This window comes from Lysobacter antibioticus, from assembly GCF_000731095.1.
GTDB lineage: Bacteria > Pseudomonadota > Gammaproteobacteria > Xanthomonadales > Xanthomonadaceae > Lysobacter > Lysobacter antibioticus_B.
Map to the genome: position 1 here is coordinate 48,138 of NZ_JMTZ01000011.1, position 16,988 is coordinate 65,125.

General features: G+C 63.4%; 16 protein-coding genes. All 16 read left to right on the top strand.

The window, feature by feature from the left end:
- The 16 genes from EX88_RS0104155 (at position 1) to EX88_RS24305 (ending at position 16,634) form a co-directional block, all read left to right on the top strand.
- Positions 1–2,457 carry a VirB4 family type IV secretion/conjugal transfer ATPase gene (locus EX88_RS0104155; RefSeq protein WP_031370743.1) on the top strand — a complete coding sequence of 819 codons (2,457 nt, stop codon included), beginning with the start codon at positions 1–3 and terminating at the stop codon, positions 2,455–2,457.
- A 60-nt stretch (positions 2,458–2,517) separates the two neighbouring features.
- Positions 2,518–3,282 carry a hypothetical protein gene (locus tag EX88_RS24290; RefSeq protein WP_031370744.1) on the top strand — a complete coding sequence of 255 codons (765 nt, stop codon included), beginning with the start codon at positions 2,518–2,520 and terminating at the stop codon, positions 3,280–3,282.
- A gap of 62 nt (positions 3,283–3,344) precedes the next feature.
- Complete coding sequence (locus EX88_RS24295; protein ID WP_051884450.1) at positions 3,345–4,112, top strand: DUF4141 domain-containing protein; 768 nt, start codon at positions 3,345–3,347, stop codon at positions 4,110–4,112.
- Between the two features lie 93 nt (positions 4,113–4,205).
- Positions 4,206–5,375 carry a type IV secretion system protein gene (locus EX88_RS0104170; RefSeq protein WP_051884451.1) on the top strand — a complete coding sequence of 390 codons (1,170 nt, stop codon included), beginning with the start codon at positions 4,206–4,208 and terminating at the stop codon, positions 5,373–5,375.
- An 11-nt stretch (positions 5,376–5,386) separates the two neighbouring features.
- Positions 5,387–5,908, top strand: a complete 522-nt coding sequence (locus EX88_RS27445) for a DUF4189 domain-containing protein (protein ID WP_081930611.1) — start codon at positions 5,387–5,389, stop codon at positions 5,906–5,908.
- 136 nt (positions 5,909–6,044) lie between these two features.
- On the top strand, positions 6,045–6,524 hold the full coding sequence (locus tag EX88_RS27450; RefSeq protein WP_081930612.1) for a DUF4189 domain-containing protein: 480 nt from the start codon (positions 6,045–6,047) through the stop codon (positions 6,522–6,524).
- 99 nt (positions 6,525–6,623) lie between these two features.
- Positions 6,624–7,136: a DUF4189 domain-containing protein gene (locus EX88_RS25085; protein WP_081930613.1), complete on the top strand. Its 513-nt coding sequence runs from the start codon at positions 6,624–6,626 to the stop codon at positions 7,134–7,136.
- A gap of 412 nt (positions 7,137–7,548) precedes the next feature.
- Positions 7,549–8,076, top strand: coding sequence for a hypothetical protein (locus EX88_RS0104180; protein WP_152566089.1), 528 nt, complete (start codon positions 7,549–7,551; stop codon positions 8,074–8,076).
- A 303-nt stretch (positions 8,077–8,379) separates the two neighbouring features.
- Positions 8,380–9,486 carry an XVIPCD domain-containing protein gene (locus EX88_RS23480; protein WP_051884452.1) on the top strand — a complete coding sequence of 369 codons (1,107 nt, stop codon included), beginning with the start codon at positions 8,380–8,382 and terminating at the stop codon, positions 9,484–9,486.
- Between the two features lie 384 nt (positions 9,487–9,870).
- The gene (locus EX88_RS0104195; RefSeq protein WP_152566090.1) at positions 9,871–10,548 is read left to right on the top strand and encodes a hypothetical protein; all 678 of its coding nucleotides are present in this window, start codon (positions 9,871–9,873) and stop codon (positions 10,546–10,548) included.
- A gap of 53 nt (positions 10,549–10,601) precedes the next feature.
- A complete protein-coding gene (locus tag EX88_RS24300) occupies positions 10,602–11,978 on the top strand; it encodes an XVIPCD domain-containing protein (RefSeq protein WP_051884454.1) in 1,377 nt (458 codons plus the stop codon).
- Positions 11,979–12,138: 160 nt separating this feature from the next.
- Positions 12,139–12,801: a hypothetical protein gene (locus EX88_RS0104210; RefSeq protein WP_031370749.1), complete on the top strand. Its 663-nt coding sequence runs from the start codon at positions 12,139–12,141 to the stop codon at positions 12,799–12,801.
- A gap of 58 nt (positions 12,802–12,859) precedes the next feature.
- Positions 12,860–13,465 (top strand): hypothetical protein, encoded by a 606-nt coding sequence (locus EX88_RS0104215; RefSeq protein ID WP_152566091.1) that lies wholly within the window; start codon positions 12,860–12,862, stop codon positions 13,463–13,465.
- A gap of 41 nt (positions 13,466–13,506) precedes the next feature.
- Positions 13,507–14,616: an XVIPCD domain-containing protein gene (locus tag EX88_RS0104220; protein WP_051884456.1), complete on the top strand. Its 1,110-nt coding sequence runs from the start codon at positions 13,507–13,509 to the stop codon at positions 14,614–14,616.
- Positions 14,617–14,748: 132 nt separating this feature from the next.
- Positions 14,749–15,327 (top strand): hypothetical protein, encoded by a 579-nt coding sequence (locus tag EX88_RS26670; RefSeq protein ID WP_152566092.1) that lies wholly within the window; start codon positions 14,749–14,751, stop codon positions 15,325–15,327.
- A 44-nt stretch (positions 15,328–15,371) separates the two neighbouring features.
- A complete protein-coding gene (locus tag EX88_RS24305) occupies positions 15,372–16,634 on the top strand; it encodes a peptidoglycan-binding domain-containing protein (protein ID WP_051884460.1) in 1,263 nt (420 codons plus the stop codon).
- Positions 16,635–16,988: the final 354 nt, after the last annotated feature.

A 16,988-nucleotide genomic window follows, 5' to 3' on the forward strand; every position in this document is an offset into this window, starting at 1 on the left:
ATGTTGACGCCCGACGCTCCCATCAGCGAGTTCATCCCGCTGTCCACCCACGTATCGCCGACGGTGCTGAAGACGACCGGGGGCGACTTCCTGTTGGTGTGGCATTTGGGTGGGTTGCCTTTCGTCGGGCGCGAGGAGTGGGAGCTGGAGCACCGCCACAACACCTTCAACCGGATGCTGCAGACCCTGCGCGCGCCGGACTTCGTCAACGTGGCGTTCTGGGTGCACGACATCCGTCGTCGTCGCCGCGTCAACACCAAGAACCAGTTCGACCAGGTCTTCAATCAGGAATTGTCGGACGGCTACTTCGCGTCGCTGTCCAGTCAGAAGCTCATGCAGAACGAGCTGTACCTGACGATGATTTACCGCCCGATCGTGTCGGGCAAGCGCTTCGTCGAGAAGTCGACGAACGTCGAGCAGCTGAAGGAAGAGCAAGACCAGGCGATCGGCAAGCTCATGGAGCTGGCCAGCAACGTCGAGGCGGTCCTGAAGGACTACGCGCCGTACCGGCTGGGCATGTACGAAGCCAAGAACGGCCTGGTGTTCTCCGAGGCGCTGGAGTTCTTCGGCTACCTGCTCAACCGCATCGACGAGCCGGTGCCGGTGCTGCCGGCCCCGGTCTATAACTACCTGCCGGTCAGCCGGCACATGTTTTCGAACAAATCCGGCGACTTCGTCATCAATACGCCGAACGGCGTGAATCATTTCGGTGCGATCCTCAACATCAAGGAATACACCGACGCCACGTACCCGGGCATCCTCAACGGCCTGAAGTACCTGGACTTCGAATACGTCGTGACGCATTCGTTCAGCCCGATGGGACGCCAGGACGCGCTGAAGGCGCTCGACCGCACCAAGGGCATGATGATTTCGTCCGGCGACAAAGCGGTCAGCCAGATCATCGAACTCGACATGGCGATGGACCAGCTCGCCTCGGGCAACTTCGTGCTCGGCGAGTATCACTTCACCTTTACGGTGTACGCCGACAGCCAGGAAAAACTCGCCCAGCACCTGGCCATGTCGCGCGCCGAGTTGTCCAACGCCGGCTTCATTTCGGCCAAGGAAGACCTGGCCGTGGCGTCCTCGTTCTACGCCCAGTTCCCGGGCAACTGGAAGTACCGCACGCGCCTGGCGAATGTCAGCTCGCTGAACTTCCTCGGCCTGTCGCCGCTGCATAACTTCGCCACCGGCAAGAAAGAGAACAATCCCTGGGGCGACTGCGTCACCACCTTGCAGACGACCAACGGCCAGCCGTATTACTTCAATTTCCACGCGACCCATCCGGCCGAAAACTCGCTCGGCGAGAAGGCCATCGCCAATACCATGGTGATCGGTAAGTCGGGTACCGGTAAGACCGCGCTGATCAACTTCCTGTTGAGCCAGGTGCAGAAGCTCAAGCCGGTGCCGACGATCTTCTTCTTCGACAAGGATCGCGGCGCCGAGATCTTCGTGCGCGCCTGCGGCGGCAATTATCTCGCCCTCGAGAACGGTCAGCCCACCGGCTTCAATCCGTTCCAGTGCGAAAACAACGAAACCAATACCCAGTTCCTCTCGGATCTGATCAAGGTGCTGGCCGGCAAGACCGTGTATTCGGCACGCGAGGAAGAGGACATTTTCCGCGCGGTCGAGAACATCCTCGACACGCCGCCGCACCTGCGCAGCATGACCAACCTGCAGAAGAGCTTGCCCAACATGGGCGACGACGGTCTGTATGCGCGCCTGCGCAAGTGGACCGCGGGCAATTCGCTGGGGTGGGTGTTCGACAACCCGGTCGATACGGTCAATCTCGAGAAAGCCAGCATCATCGGCTTCGACTACACCGACGTGATCGACAACCCCGAAGTGCGCGTGCCGGTGATCAATTACCTGCTGCACCGCCTCGAAGAGCTGATCGACGGCCGTCCGCTGATCTATGTCATGGACGAATTCTGGAAGATCCTCGACGGCAGCGGCGGCCTGAAGGAATTCGCCAAGAACAAGCAGAAGACCATCCGTAAACAAAACGGTATGGGCATCTTCGCGACCCAGAGCCCGGAAGACGCGCTGGCCAGCGACATCTCGGCATCGCTGATCGAACAGACCGCGACGCTGATCCTGCTGCCGAACCCGAACGCCAGCCGCGAAGACTACATCGAGGGCCTCAAGCTCACCGATGCCGAGTACCAGGTCGTGAAGGGCCTTGACGAGCGTTCGCGCTGCTTCCTGGTCAAGCAAGGCCACTCGGCGGTCGTCTGCCAGCTCAACCTGCGCGGCATGGACGACGCCTTGGCGGTCATTTCCGCTTCGACCGACAACATCGACATCATGCACCAGGTGCTCGAGAAGGCGGCCCACAAGAAGGGCATTACCCAGAACGATCTCGTTCCCGCCGATTGGCTGCAGGACTTTTTCGACAACCGCAAGGGTTCGGGCAAGGGCCCGGCCAAGAAGGCGGTTTCCGATTCCGCCGCGGCCTGAGCCTGGCGAACCGCTTATTCAGCAGTATCTGACGTCAACCATCAGATCAGGAGAAGGAAGATGAAATCGAACATTGCCAAGCAGGCGCGCACTAAGAAGCTGGCTGTCTGCGCACTGGCGTTCAGTAGCGTGATGGCGGCCGGAAGCGTGAATGCGCAATGGGTGGTTACCGATCCTGGTCACACCATACAGAACGTCGTCCAGCAGATCCTCGTCTCGGGCGAGCGTGCCGGCGAATTCGTGAAAGAGTTGGACGAGTGGAAGAAGCAGTACGAACACTTCCAGCAGCAGCTCATCAAGTTCCAGAGCTTTCTGAATAATCCGATCGCCTTGCCGAATTCGGAGCCCTGGGTCGAGTTGAACAAGACCGAGGTCGTCAAGCAGAAGTGCGGCGATGCCGGCGGCAGCCTGCTGGGCCGGCTGATGGACAGCGTCGGCTTACAGCTCAACGGCGATCTGGCCAAGCAGCAGTTGCAGGTGTGCGTAAACATCGAAAGCGCCAAGGTCGACAAGTTCAACTACACCGTCAAGTTCGCTCGCGACTCGGTGCCGCAGATGCAGAGCCTGCTCGGCAAGATCCAGGGACAGCGCGGGACCAGCAGCAGCCAGGGCAACATCCAGGGCGTGGACAGCGAATCGATGCGCCTGGCGAACGACCTGGACATCAAGTACCAGTCCTGGCAGGCGCAAATGAAGACCTACGATGCCTACATCGCCGCGATGATGGACAAGCAGAACACGTTGGCGACGCGCGCGCTCAAGGGCCAGGCGAACCCCCTGGGTCAGGCCATCAGCACCGCGGCCATGGCGGGCGCGCTGCAGTAAGTCGGGCTCATGGATCACTGATCGGCAATGCCAGTGGCAACTATCGGATCGGGAGAGGGAAGATGAAAACGAATGCCAAGCAGGCGTACAAGAAGAACCTTGCGGTTGGCGTCCTGGCGCTGAGCTGTGTCATGACGGCCGGCAGCGTCAACGCGCAATGGGTCGTCACCGATCCGGGTCATATGGCCGCGAATATCGGTCAGCAGATCGCGACCAGCGCCGAGCGCGTCGTAGAGTTCGGCAAGGAAATGGCCGAGTGGAAGAAGCAGTACGACCACTTCCAACAGCAGCTCATCAAGTTCCAGAGTTTCCTGGACAACCCGATCGCCTTGCCGACCTCCGAGCCCTGGCGCGAGTTGGATAAGGCGCAGGTGGTCGAGCAGCGCTGCCGTCAGCCAAGCGGCGGAGGCAGCATTCTCGGCAATCTGATGTCCCGTGTGGGCTTGAACCTCGACGGCGACTTGTCTGAGCAGCAGATGCAGATCTGCGTGAACATCGAGAGCGCCAAGGTCGAGAAGTTCAACTACACCGTCAGGTTCTCGCGCGACACCGTGCCGGAAATGCAGCGCTTGCTCGGCCAGGTGCAGAGCCAGCGCGGGACCAGCAGCGATCAGGGCAACGTGGAAGGCGTGAACAGCGAATCGATGCGCCTGGCGAACGATCTCGATATCAAGTACCAGATGTATCAGGCGCAGATGGGTATCTACGACGCCTATATCGTGGCGATGGTCGACAAGCAGAACACGCTCGCCAAGCGCGGCCTGAAGGGCCAGCAGACGCTGATTGGCTCGGCCTTCAGCACGGCGGTGATGGCAGGGGCTCTGCAATGACAAGGGCGAACGGCGACGTTCGAATCAAGGCCGCTCTCCGCATGCGGATGAGCCGGGCCGGCAACAGCGATTCCAGGGATAGCGGGTGCAGCGATGATTAAGGGATTTAACCTCAGCGGCGGCTGGCTGCCGAACTCCAGTCCACTGGATTGGCTCAACTTGCGCATCGATTCGGTCGGGGATTTTGTTTTCTTCCGTCTGATCCTGACTTATTTGCGTCGCGAGATCCAAAAGTTCGGTCTCGACCTGATGGGCAACGCGATGCAGTGGGTCGGCGGTATCGCGCTGACCTTGATGACCTTGTGGATCCTGTTGCAGGGCTACCGCATCGTTACCGGCATGTCGCGCGAACCGATGATGGCGCTGGTGACCAATTCGTTGCGCGCGACCTTCATCGTCGCGATCGCGACTTCGATGGGCGTGTTCGGAACGGACTTGCACGAGTTCCTGACCGACGACGTCAAGAAGGAAATCAACTGGGTCGTCACTGGCGATCAGAATTCCACCCCGGAGCAACAGATCGACAAGAACCTGGGGTGGATGCAATTGGCCTGGTCGAGCATCGACGCGATGCAGATCGTCAGCGATCCAGCCTTGACCGACGAAAAGACCCGGGCTATGTGGGCGGTCGGTTTCGGCACCGGCGGGCCTGCGATTACTGCGGGTATTTCCCTGCTGCTTTATGAAATTGCGATGGCTTTGTTCATCGGATTGGGACCGATATTCATATTGTGTTTGCTCTTCGACCAGACAAAGCAACTGTTCAGCAAGTGGCTGTACTATGGCATCGGAACCATGTTTTCGATGGCGATGTTGAGTGCGATGGTCGCGATTGCCATGGAGATGGTCGCCAAGGTGGCGGCGGTTTTCTGGGGTACCGCGATAGCCGGTGCGATCCTGGGCCAAAACTTCACCCAGGGCATGTCGAGTCAGGCGTTGCAGCAGGGCGGCTTGGGTTTGATCCTGACGGTGCTCATCATCAGCGCACCGCCGATGGCCGCGATGTTCTTCCAGGGCGTGTTGGGTCAGTTCAGTTCGTACAACCAGTTCCAAGGTCAAACCGGTCAGTCGGGTTCGCCGGGCGCGGGCATTCCGCCGCACTACAGCGGTGGTGGACAGCCGCCGCAGCGGGCCGCCGAATCGCAAGGTAGTCAGTACCACTCACAAATGCAGTCCCAAGCTGCCGCTCCGCGATTCTCAGGCCAGCAGGCTAACGCGGAACCCTCACCGGGGCAGCGCGGGTTGGCAGGTAGCAAGGAATAGGAGCTCTTAGCATGAAAGCAGTCAGCCTCTTGGTACTCACTGGTCTCTCTGCTTTTTTTGCTGGACCTGCTTTGGCGCAATGCCCGGCCGGTATTCCATCAGGAGGGAATCCGTCATGTATACCTCCGAGCGCTTGGCCGCAGAATGCTCCTGCACAGCAGGCGGTCCCCGCGCCTCCGAGCTGGAAGTTGACCTGGGGTGCCATCGCTATCGATTTGGATAGCGGTGATGTAGGAACTGCGGTTGGTAAGCCCAGTAAAAGAAAGGCTGAGCGAGAGGCTTTAGATCGTTGTCAAGCGAGTGGCGCGACCGGTTGCAAGAAGGTTCTGTTCTCTTATCAAAACCAGTGTGCGGTCATCGCTTGGCCCGCCGTCGTAGGCGTCGGTGCAGGAGTTATCGCGCAAAGCGGTGCTAGCGTCGCTGCAGCAAGTGAAATCGCACTAAAAAGATGTGCGGGTACCAGTGTTGGCGACAGCGGGAAATGCCGGATCGTTTATTCTGAGTGCTCTGACCCGGTGCTCGTGTCGCGGTAATTTCGTTCTGAGAGTGGTCGTACTAATAAGTGGCTAAGAAAGCCCGCGTCATCGAGATGCGGGCTTTTTTATTGGTATGTTGCAGTCACGCTCGATGGCTTAGGCGCATAGCGCTGTTCTATTTGGAGACAATGCAATGAAGGCTGCCTGTCTCGTATTACTCGGTGTATTCGCACTTAGCCCCGCTGCGAAGGCTCAGTGTCCAGCCGGTATCCCTGCTGCCGGGAATCCTTCTTGCATCCCTCCGAATGCATGGCCTCAGAACGCGCCTGTACGCCAAGATCCTTCGCCGTCGCGCTGGGAGAGTCGCTGGGGAGCGATCGCGACGGATGCTCCGAAAGCAGTCTTAGGCACCTCGACCGGAATGAAATCCAAGCGGCAGGCGGAAGCGCAGGCACTTTCGCAATGCCGTAAGAGAGGGGGCAAAAATTGCGTCCTGGATGTCTCGTACTTCGATCAATGCGCGATCCTTGTTACGGGCGACAAGAAATACAGCGTTCACACTGCTGCGACTGTCGACAGAGCTTCTGAGCTGGGTATGCGCCAGTGCAGCAATGACGACGTGAACTGCCGTATTCACTACACGAATTGCAGCCCTCCGGAGTTGATGCGATAACCGCATCTTCACGAGTGGTTCGATTTGATGGGGCGAGAAGAGTGACGAGTGCGGGCGAACGTCCTTCTCTCGGTAGGTAAGGAAACAAGGAATGTTGAAATGAAAGTCGCGTATTTATTCGTGGTTCTTGGTATTGGGTTGCTGTGGAACGACGACTCAATGGCGCAGTGTCCCGCAGGCATTCCTTCGGCGGGCAATCCGCAATGCCTTCCTCCGAGCGCATGGCCGCAGAATGCAGCAGCCTCGCGAGCCGTGCCTGCGGAGCCAAGCTGGAAACTGACTTGGGGTGCTATTGCGATTGATCCGATCAGCGGAGATGTAGGCACTTCGGTCGGCAACTTCAGCAGGAAGAAGGCCGAGCAGGAAGCCTTGAAGCGTTGTGCCGCGAGTGGCGCGAGCGGTTGCAAGAAGCTGCTTTTCGCCTATGAGAACCAGTGCGCCGTCATCGCTTGGCCTTCGGTACCGGGTGCAACCATCGTCACGCAAGGCGGTTCTACGATAGAAGTCGCGACAGGGCTCGCGATGAAGAGTTGTATCGGCGACGATGCCAGTAATAATCGCGGGTGCCGTATCGTCTATTCGGAGTGCACCAAACCGGTGCTTGTGCAGTAGCTTTGAAAAGCGTAGCCATGTCGCCCTGCTGGCACGCAATAAGAATTCGCTTAGATGACAGACCGGCTTAGAAAAAGGGCGGTGCCAGACCGTCTATTCGGAATGTTCGGAGCCCGTGCTCGTGCTGCCGTGAGGAATACGAATGGGGCTCGAGAGACCCGATCCGGTCGAAGCGAGACGCTCTAGGTGGCTGTGAACCTTCGACGCTTGATCTGATCTCTGGTCTTGGGTTGGCTGCAGACTCTCCAATGAACAGGGAAGGGTGGGCGCGACCCTCGAGCCCACTCCCACAGGCGACCGACTTTGCCTCGTTCATCGGTTTCACCCCGGCCCGATTCCGTCGGGTCCGCAGGCCGGCCGAGCGCGTTTGCGGCTGTGCTAACCTGCGGTTCTGGGCTGCAAAGGAGTCGCAGTGAAGCCGAATCGAATCATCCTGTTGCTGTTGGCCGTCTCGCTCTGCGCATGCAGCGCGGACTCGGGCCGGGGACAGGCGGACGCGGCGCCAGCGGTCAAAGCACAAGCGCAAACCGACAGCGCTGCGCCTATGGAGAACGCGATGGATAGCAACGCTTCCGAAGCCACGGCCGAAGCGGTCGTCGCCAAGAGTCCGACCCGCTCGTCGACCGAGTTGCAGGCCGCCTTCAAGAAGGACATGGCCTACGCCGATCTTCGCAAGCTGGTGCTCGACGGCGGCTGGACCCCGGTGGTGGAGCCGGCCTGCAAGAAAAATGTGGGCGGCGAAGCTGAAATTTGTGATCAAATTCCCGAATTGGATGCTTGCAGCGGCGACGGCTACTGCATAATGCACTTTGAAAGCGTCAGCAGCGGCGAGAAGTTGGACGTGACGACCTATGGAATGGTCGAGGACTGGAACGTCGCTGGTGAGGATTCGCGCTTGAACGTTACCGAGTGGGGCTTCGCGAAAGCCTCCAAGGGCTGAGGACAGGCCAGGAGGCCGCTCCAGCTCGCAAGAAATCGTGGCGCAGATGCGCCATTGCGGTCCCGGGTCTGCAAGTGCCCGGTCCGTAAAGTCGAAGTCGGCTCCGGCCGGTTTCGCATGGCCTGGAAAGATTCAGGATGAATCGGTTTTCCAGGTAACCATCGACTTACTTGCTTGAGCTGGAGGCTCACTACAATGGGAAACAGACTAGGCGACCTCATCGCGCAAGGTGAGGGCGGATACAACTCATACAATCGCGGAAGCGCGGGCGACGCCCGTGGCGCCACGATTGATTTTTCGCGCATGACCGTCGGCGAGCTGCAAGAAGCGCAGCACCTGCCGCGACGCGATCCCGACCGCCTGTTCGCGGTCGGCAAGTATCAAATCATCCCCGGCACCATGGACGGCGCAGTCCGCGGGCTTCGGCTCGACCCGGACCAGCGCTTCACCCCTGAGCTGCAGGAGCGGATCTTCTCCGATTACCTGATCGTCCAGAAGCGCCCCGACATCCACGGCTACATCACCGGCAAGCCCGGCGTGTCGCTGCACGATGCGCAGGAAGCGATGGCGGCCGAATGGGCCAGCGTGGCCGATCCCGACACCGGCCGCAGCCGTTACGGCGGAATGGGGGGCAATCGCGCTTCCATCTCGGCCGAGCGGGCCGGCGAAGCGCTGCAGGCGATGCGGGCCGAGTACAAGGCCGCGATCGACCAGGGCCTTACGCCGCAAGCCGCCTGGCGGGCCGTCAACGACGCATCCCCGACCCAGGGCCAGACCCAGACGACGCCGCGCGCACCCGAAAGGGATGCGATGGCCGATGGCGTGTTGAAGCGTGGCGAGCATGGCGCGGAAGTGCGCGGCATGCAGGAAACGCTCAACAAACTCGGCTACCGCGACGCGCAAGGGCAGCCGCTCAAGGCCGACGGCGACTTCGGCGATCGCAGCAAGCAAGCGCTGCAGGCGTTCCAGCAGGCCCATGGCCTGAAGGACGACGGCATTGCCGGCCCCAAGACGCTGGAAGCGTTGAAGAAGGCCGAGCAGGCGCCCTTGTTGTCGAATGCGGCGCATCCGGACCATGCGATGTTCAAGGGCGCGGTGGACGGGCTGGAAAAGCTCGGTCCGCAGGCGTTCCACAATCGCCAGGAACTGGAGCGCGCTGCGGCGACGCTGACGTACGAGGCCAAGGTGAGCGGTCTGAACCGGATCGATCACGTGGTGCCGAATGCGGACGGAAGCGGGCTGTTTGCGGTCCAGGGCGGCTTGACCGACCCGGGCAGCCAACGTGCCCACGTCAACAAGGCTCAGGCGGCGAACCAGCCGGTCGAGCAGTCGACGTTCCAGGTCCAGCAGGACGCACCGCAGCAGGCCGCGCCGACGCAAGAGCACAAACCGAAGGTTCTGACCGCCTAAGCATGCGGCGCTCCGTTCGCGCATGCGATCGGAACGCCGTCTTGCTCGGTCGGCGTCGCCTCGTGCCCGTCGTTGCGTGCGCGCAAGCGTGCGTGTCGGCTCAGCGGTGGTCGCGTCCGTTCGGTGGCTCTCAGTTCTTTCGTCGTCGTGCGTGCGCCGGTCCTGCCAGGCCGTCCCGGTCGAGTCCGTGTCAGCGACTTTCTTTCAGCCAGCCGGGCCCGGCCAGCACTGCGAGCGCAGTCTGTTCCGCTGCCGCGTTCGGCGATTGAATGCGGACTCGATTGAATGCCGACTCAATTGAACGCGAATCCAATGGAACTCGGATCCAATGGAACTCGGATCCACCCGCGACACCCCGTTACCTCGATCAGTCAAGGAATTGCTATGAAATCTGTGAATCTCTTGGGCATCGCACTGTTGACCGTGTTGAGCGGCTGCCAGGGCGGCACTGCGGCGAACGGCGAAACGTCGGCAGCGCCGGCGGCCGCGACCACCGCTGCAACCGAGACGGCATCGCAAGCACCGGCCCCGGCAACTGCGGCTCCCGCAGTGCCGGCACCGGCTGCGACCGCAGCGCCCGCCGGCGACGGCCGTTCGCTGTGCGCGGCCGACGAGGACGTGGTGATCTCGTGCACCCTCGCCGGCGCCGAGAAGAAGCTCGCGTCGCTGTGCGCATCGAAGGGCGTGACCGACCAGTCGGGCTATGTCTACTTCGCCCAGGGAACCGCAGGTCATAACGATTACGTTTACCCCGCGGACAAGTCCGCTCCGGCGCGTCGCTTCAAGCGCACGCAACTGGGTTTTGCCGGCAACACCGGCGGTTACGCCTATTCGTTCGAGGACGGCGGCCGCAAGCACATTTTCTACTCGGTGTCCGGCGAAATGGGGCTGGAAGAGCAGGGCGTGATGGTGGTGGCCGACGCGGCCGCGAAGCCCGAGACCGCGCTGAGCTGCGAGAAGGACAGCGTGATCCGCAACGAAGACAACGTCTTGTTCAAGTTCACCCGTAGCTGGGACCGCGACGCGCAGCTCGATAAGCGCGGCCTGCCGCCCAGGAATTAATTCATCGGCCGGACCGGGTCCGGCCGCTATCGAAGATCCATCAAGGAGGAATTATGTCGACCCCAAGCAATCGTGATTTTCTGCTGCTCCGCGCCTATGAAGCGGGCATCCGCGATCCGAAGGAACTGGCCGGGTTCATGGGCCAGATGCAGGTCGAGTCCGGCGGCTTCAAGAGCATGCACGAAGGGCTGGGCTACAGCGGCGAGCGCCTGCTCGAAGTGTTCCCGGGCCGCAACGGCATGGACACCAAGGCCGAGGCCGACGCGATCGTCCGCGGCGGCCGCGATGCGATCGCCAATGCGATCTACGGCGGCGCCTGGGGCCGCGAAAACCTCGGCAACACCGAGCCGGGCGACGGCGCGCGTTTCCACGGCCGCGGCTATGTCCAGCTGACCGGCCGCGACAACTACGAGCGCGTTGCGCGCGAGATCGGCATCGACGTGGTCCGTAACCCGGACCTGGCTTCCGATCGCGAGAACGCGGCCAAGATCGCCGTGCACTACTGGCAGGGCCGGGTGGTGCCGAACGGTCATCAGACCAATGTTCGCGAGGCCACCCACGATATCAACGGCGGCTACAACCACCTCAAGGAACGCCGGGAAGCGGTGGAGCAGTGGGAACGCGCGCTGACTCCGGAAGTGATGGAGCGCTTGGCGCGCGGCGAAGTGGCGCTGCCGGCCGCCCCGGGACAGCGCGATGCGATGGCCGACGGCGTGCTCAAGCTCAACGAGCGCGGCCCGGCCGTGCAGCAGATGCAGGAGCAGCTCAAGCGCCTCGGCGTTCGCGACGCCCAGGGCAACGAGATCAATCCCGACGGTCATTTCGGCGCCCACACCAAGGAAGCGCTGCAGACATTCCAGCGCGAACACGGGCTCAAGGACGACGGCATCGCCGGCAGCAAGACCCTGGAAGCGCTGCGCAACGCGCAGCCGAACCAGCAGCAGGGCGCCCGCGACGGCGCTCAGCCGGCTGCGCAGGATCGCGCCCAGCAGGAGGCCACTCAGCAAGGCCGCGCCACGCCGACGCCGCAGCAGGCCGATCCGGCGCGCGCACCGTTGCTGTCGGATCCGGCGAACCGCGACAACGCGATGTACCGCCAGGCCCTCGAAGGCGTGGAACGCCTGGGCCCGCAGGCCGGCTTCCGCAACCGCGAGGACATGGAACGTGCCGCGGCCAGCCTGACCTATGAAGCGCGGGTCAGCGGCCTGAGCAAGATCGACCACGTCGTGCCGAGCGCGAACGGCACCGGTCTGTTCGCGGTTCAGGGCGAACTCGCCGATCCGGGCAACCACCGCGTGCACGTCGACGGCCGCCAGGCGCGCCAGCAGACGGTCGAGCAGTCGAGCCAGCAATTGCAGCAGGACGTGCAGCAGCAGGCACCGCAGACGCAGGAAGCGCGTCAGCAGCAAGCCAGGCCGATGATGGCCTGACCGAGTGGCCCTTCGCTCCCGCAGGACGCGGGGACGAGGGGCGGTGGGGTCTGGTGCGTCCGCCGCCGATACGGCGGGCGTGCCAGACCGGCTCGTGTAGTGCGCCCCGGGCGGTGTTCGTCGCCCGCGGCTTCAATCACTGGACTTGTTGGACCGGCTCATGACGACGAACCCGTACACCGCATTGCTCGCTGTATCCGCTCTTACTTTCGCGCTGGCCGCGTGCAGCGCCGATCCGGCCGCTAACGCGTCGGTGTCGACGCCGCAGCCGCTGGCCTCGGCGGCGAACGACGGCGTCCCGCGCGACGCCCGGGCCAAGAGCACCGATATCCCGCCGGGTTTTTCTTCCTACGCCTCGGAATCGATCGGCGACAACAAGCAATGCGTGGTCGGTGCGGCGGTCGACGACGACGGCATGAACCAGCGTCCCGTCGCCTACGTGGCCGAGACTTCCGGCAAGGCCTTGTGGACGCGCACCTTGGAGTTGCCGACGCAGACCTACCAGAGCCGCGCGACCCATTGCGTGCGCGAAGCCGATTCGGTGTACGTGCTGTTGCAGTCCGACACCCAGCCGCAACAGGCCTCGTCGCAGACGCTGTTGCGCGTGGTCAGGCTCGCGCTCAGCGACGGCGCGGTGCAAGGCCAGGCGGACGTGCCTGTGCCGGGCGTCAAGGATCCCGTCTCGGCCTGGGTCGAAGAGGGGGCGCAGGGATTGCGCTGGAGCAATGGCGGCCTGATCGTTTCCGGCCAGTACTACCGTCTCGACGACAGCGATCGGCGCAACACGTTCCAAGTGGGACTGAAACCCGATCTGAAGTCGTAGGCGGCAGGTTCGGAGCCTTGCCCTCGATCCGCACGGAAGCGGCAGCAAGGAACCGGGCATGGACCAGGAGCATCAGCAGGGCCACGGAAGGTGGCAGCGGCGCAGGCGCCGCTCGACGGGGGCCGATGGTCGGCCCGCTGCGACAGGCCGTAGTGTTTGGGGAAGCAAGATGAACTGCAAGAAAGTAGTAGTGCTGACGATGCTGGTGTGGCTGGGTGGCTGCGAAGTCGCCTCCAGAGGCCCGGGCGCGACGGCGCCTGCGGATAAAGCCGCGGCCCCGGTCAAGACCGCGGCGGCTGCCGCCGGCAAGACCGGCGTGGCGTGTCCGTCGCAGCAATTCGACGCCTTCCTGGCCGCGTTCATGGACGACGTCGCCATCCAGAAGGCCTTTACCGCAAGCCCGCTGCAGAGCGAGACGGTCGATGCGAACGCCGATCCGGAACCCAGGCCGGTCACGACGATGCTCGACGCAACCGCCTTGCGCTTCCCGGTGATGCCGGGCGCGCAGCAACAAAAGCGCGATGGACTCGTGCTCAGCCAAACCGAATTGAACGGCGACAAGGAAGTGATGCTGGCCAAGCCGGACACCGACTACCAGATGTCGTTCTTCTTCAAAAAGGGCGAATGCTGGACCTTGTACCGCACGCGCGACGACTCCCTGTGAGCGCCGCCCGATGCAAGCCAAGCCCATGAGGAGACGCTGACATGTCGTACCAGGACACCATGAACGTGATCCTGCCGCCGCAACACGGACGCTCGGCGCACATCACCGGCCATTACGGCGAACACCGCGACAACGGCGCCCACGGCGGCTCCGACTTCAACTACGTCGGCGGCCAGGCCGGCGTCAACCTGACCCATCCGACGATTCATTCGCCGGTCGCCGGCACCGTCGAATTCGTCGGCGGGCGCTACGGCACCATCAGCATCCGCGATGCCGAAGGCAACAGCCATCAACTGCTGCATACGCAGAGCCAGTCGGTGGTGGTGGGGCAGCGCGTCGAACCCGGCACCGAGATCGGCACCATGGGCGGCCGTGGCCCGCGTGGTTCCGAGCAGTACGCCCAGCACGTCCATTACCAGATGAAGGACAGCGAGGGCCGCAACCTCAACCCGGAAACCTTCTGGAATCAGCGCCAGACGGTCGGCGCGCGCGGCGGCCAGGCCGCAGCGGACCGGCCTGCGGTCGACGACGGCGTGCTGCGCCAGGGCGAGCGTGGCGCCGACGTCCGCGCGATGCAGGACCACCTCAACAAGCTCGGTTATCGCGACGCTCAGGGGCGGCCGCTGCATGCCGACGGCGATTTCGGCGACCGTACCCGCGAGGCCTTGCTGGCGTTCCAGCGCGACCAGGGTCTGAAGGACGACGGCATCGCCGGCAAGCGCACGCTCGACGCGCTCAAGAAGGGCGAGCCGTCGAACCTGTTGTCGAACCCGAACAACCCGCATTACGCGATGTACCAGCAGGCGCTCGGCGGGCTGGAAAAACTGGGGCCGCAGGCCGGCTTCCGCGGCCGCGAGGATCTCGAGCGCGCCGCGGCGAGCCTGACCTACGAGGCGAAGGTGAGCGGTCTGAACAAGATCGACCATGTCGTGCTCAGCACGAACGGCAACGGTCTGTTCGCGGTGCAGGGCGGGCTCAACGACCCGGCCCATCACCGCGTGTTCGCCAACAAGGACATCGCGATGAACCAGTCGCTCGAGCAATCGACCCAGAAACTGCAACAGGATCTGCCGCAGCAGGCCCAGACCGCGCAACAGCAGGCCCAGGAACCGCGTCAGCAACAACAGCCGCCGAGGATGCACACGATCTGAGGGCGGGCAGGGCCGATCCGCGCCCCGCATCGGCCCTGCCGCCATCGATCCCCACGCTCCTCGCAAAGAACCCCCGCAAGAACCCCCGCAAAGATCGCCATGCACCGATCGCCACGCACAAGGAAGACAGGCATGAATCTCCCCCGGTTTCTGGTAATCCCGTTGACCCTGGCGCTCGTCGCTTGCGGCGCGAGCTCCGGCGACGCCGAGCAGTCGGAATCGCCGTTCAAGGAACTCGAAGGCGCGAGCCCGAATGCAGTGCCCGCAACGCCGGCGGTCGGCGCGACGGCGACGCCCTCGACACCCGCTGCGGCGGCCCCGGCGGCTGCGGCCGCGTGCCCCGCGCAGGGTTTCGACGATTTCCTCAAGGCCTACGCACGCGATGCGCAGACCAAGACCCGTTTCACCTTGCCGACGGTCAAGGTCGTCGACCTGGTCGACGTCGGCGAAGACACCCAGCAACGCACCGAGCAGGTGCCGGGCAAGGACTACACCGGCTTCAACCTCGCTTATCGCGACGACGGTTTCCATGTCGTCGACAGTGCCGGCGCGGTCGATCCCAAGCCGGTCGCGGTAGAGGTCAAGGCCGAGCCGGCCGACGCCTATTTCGTCCGCTACCAGTACGGCATGTCGGAAGGTAATTCGTACCGCTTCGTCAAACAGGAAGGTTGCTGGTTCCTCGCCGAGGACCCGGAACCGTCCGCCCCCTGATCACGAGTTCAGCACCCTCTCAATCACTCAATGGAAGGACTCTCATGAGCCGCTATCGCATTACGGAAAGCGTGGGCCGCCGCGTCGAGCACGTTCACAGCTACGACGACCTCGACATCCATCACCCGAGCCGCAACGCGCGCGGCCTGCAGACCGGCCGCGACGCCGACTTCGAGCACGGCCGCGACCATGCGCGCGTCGACGGCGAGTTCGAGGAAATCCGCCGCACCAACGACGGCCGCACCCTGGTCAAGAAAGACTTCATCCTCAGCCAGGACAGCCCGGGGCGGGTGCAGATTCCGGCGCCGGTCGAAGGCTATGTGCACTACCTGCCGAACGACCCCACCGCCGCGCTGCGCATCTACGACCGTCCGCACGATCAGCCCGGCGCCAAGCTGGTGGGTCAGGTCCTGCACATGGACCCCCACTCGTTCAAGCTCAAGGAAGGCGCGCACGTGCAATACGGCCAGCCGCTCGGCGCGATGTCCGACACCGGCACGCCCGGTTCGGTGCACGCGCACGTCGAAGTCGAGGCCGATCAGTTCAAGCGCTATATCCAGGACATCGACCGTGGCGTGATCACCCCGGACCGCTATCCGGCCAAGAACGGCCAGACCGCCGAAGCGCCGGCGCGCGAGGAGGTGCATCGCGAAGCCGGGCATCGCGAAGCGACGCCGCGTCCGGCCAGCCGCGGCGCCGCTGCCGACGGCGTGATCCGCGAAGGCGAACACGGCCGCGACGTGCGCCTGCTGCAGGAGCAGTTGAACAAGCTCGGTTACCGCGACGGCCACGGCCATGCGCTGAAGTCCGACGGCGATTTCGGCGATCGCACCCGCGAAGCGGTCAAGGCTTTCCAGCATGCGCACGGCCTCAAGGACGACGGCATCGCCGGCCCGAAGACGCTGGAAGCGCTGAAGAAGGCCGGCGAGGCGCCGTTGCTGTCGAATCCGGTGCACCCGGACAACGGCATTTACCGCCAGGCCGTGGCCGGGTTGGAGAAGCTTGGGCCGAACGGCGGCTTCGGCAATCGCGAACAGATGGAGCGCGCCGCCGCTGCGCTGACCTATGAAGCGAAGGTCAGCGGCTTGACTGCGATCGATCACGTCACCCGCAGCGCGAACGGCAACGGCCTGTTCGCGGTGCAGGGCGAACTCAACGATCCGAGCCAGAACCGCGTCCACGTGGAAAAGAAGTACGCGGCCGAGCAGCCGGTCGAACGCTCGACCTTCCAGGTGCAACAGGACGCACCGACGCGCGAGCAGGCCCTGGCGCCGCAGAAGGAAGCTCCGAGGATCCAGATGGCTTGACCCTGGGCCGGCGCACAACTCTGGTGGAGGAGAGCGCCGATCCGGATCGGGGACATCGCAGGCAAGGGAATGCGTTGCAACCACTGCGATGTCCGGACAGGGACGTCGTCGCTTCGCCCGCAGGGGCGGAGCGGGCAGGGCAGGCTCGATCGCTAGGGAGATCGAGCCTGTCGCTGCCGCTTTGCCGGCCGCCCGCGATCGGGCGGGCGGACACGGCCGGCCGGCGACGGCGAGGCCGGGATGCCAATGTTTCTAACCAGGCCGGGCTGCGCGCACCGGCCCGGGCGCCTCGCCCTTGTGGGGTTTCCGCTATTGCGCGAGCATGACGATTCGGTTCCGGCCGGAGGTGCAACG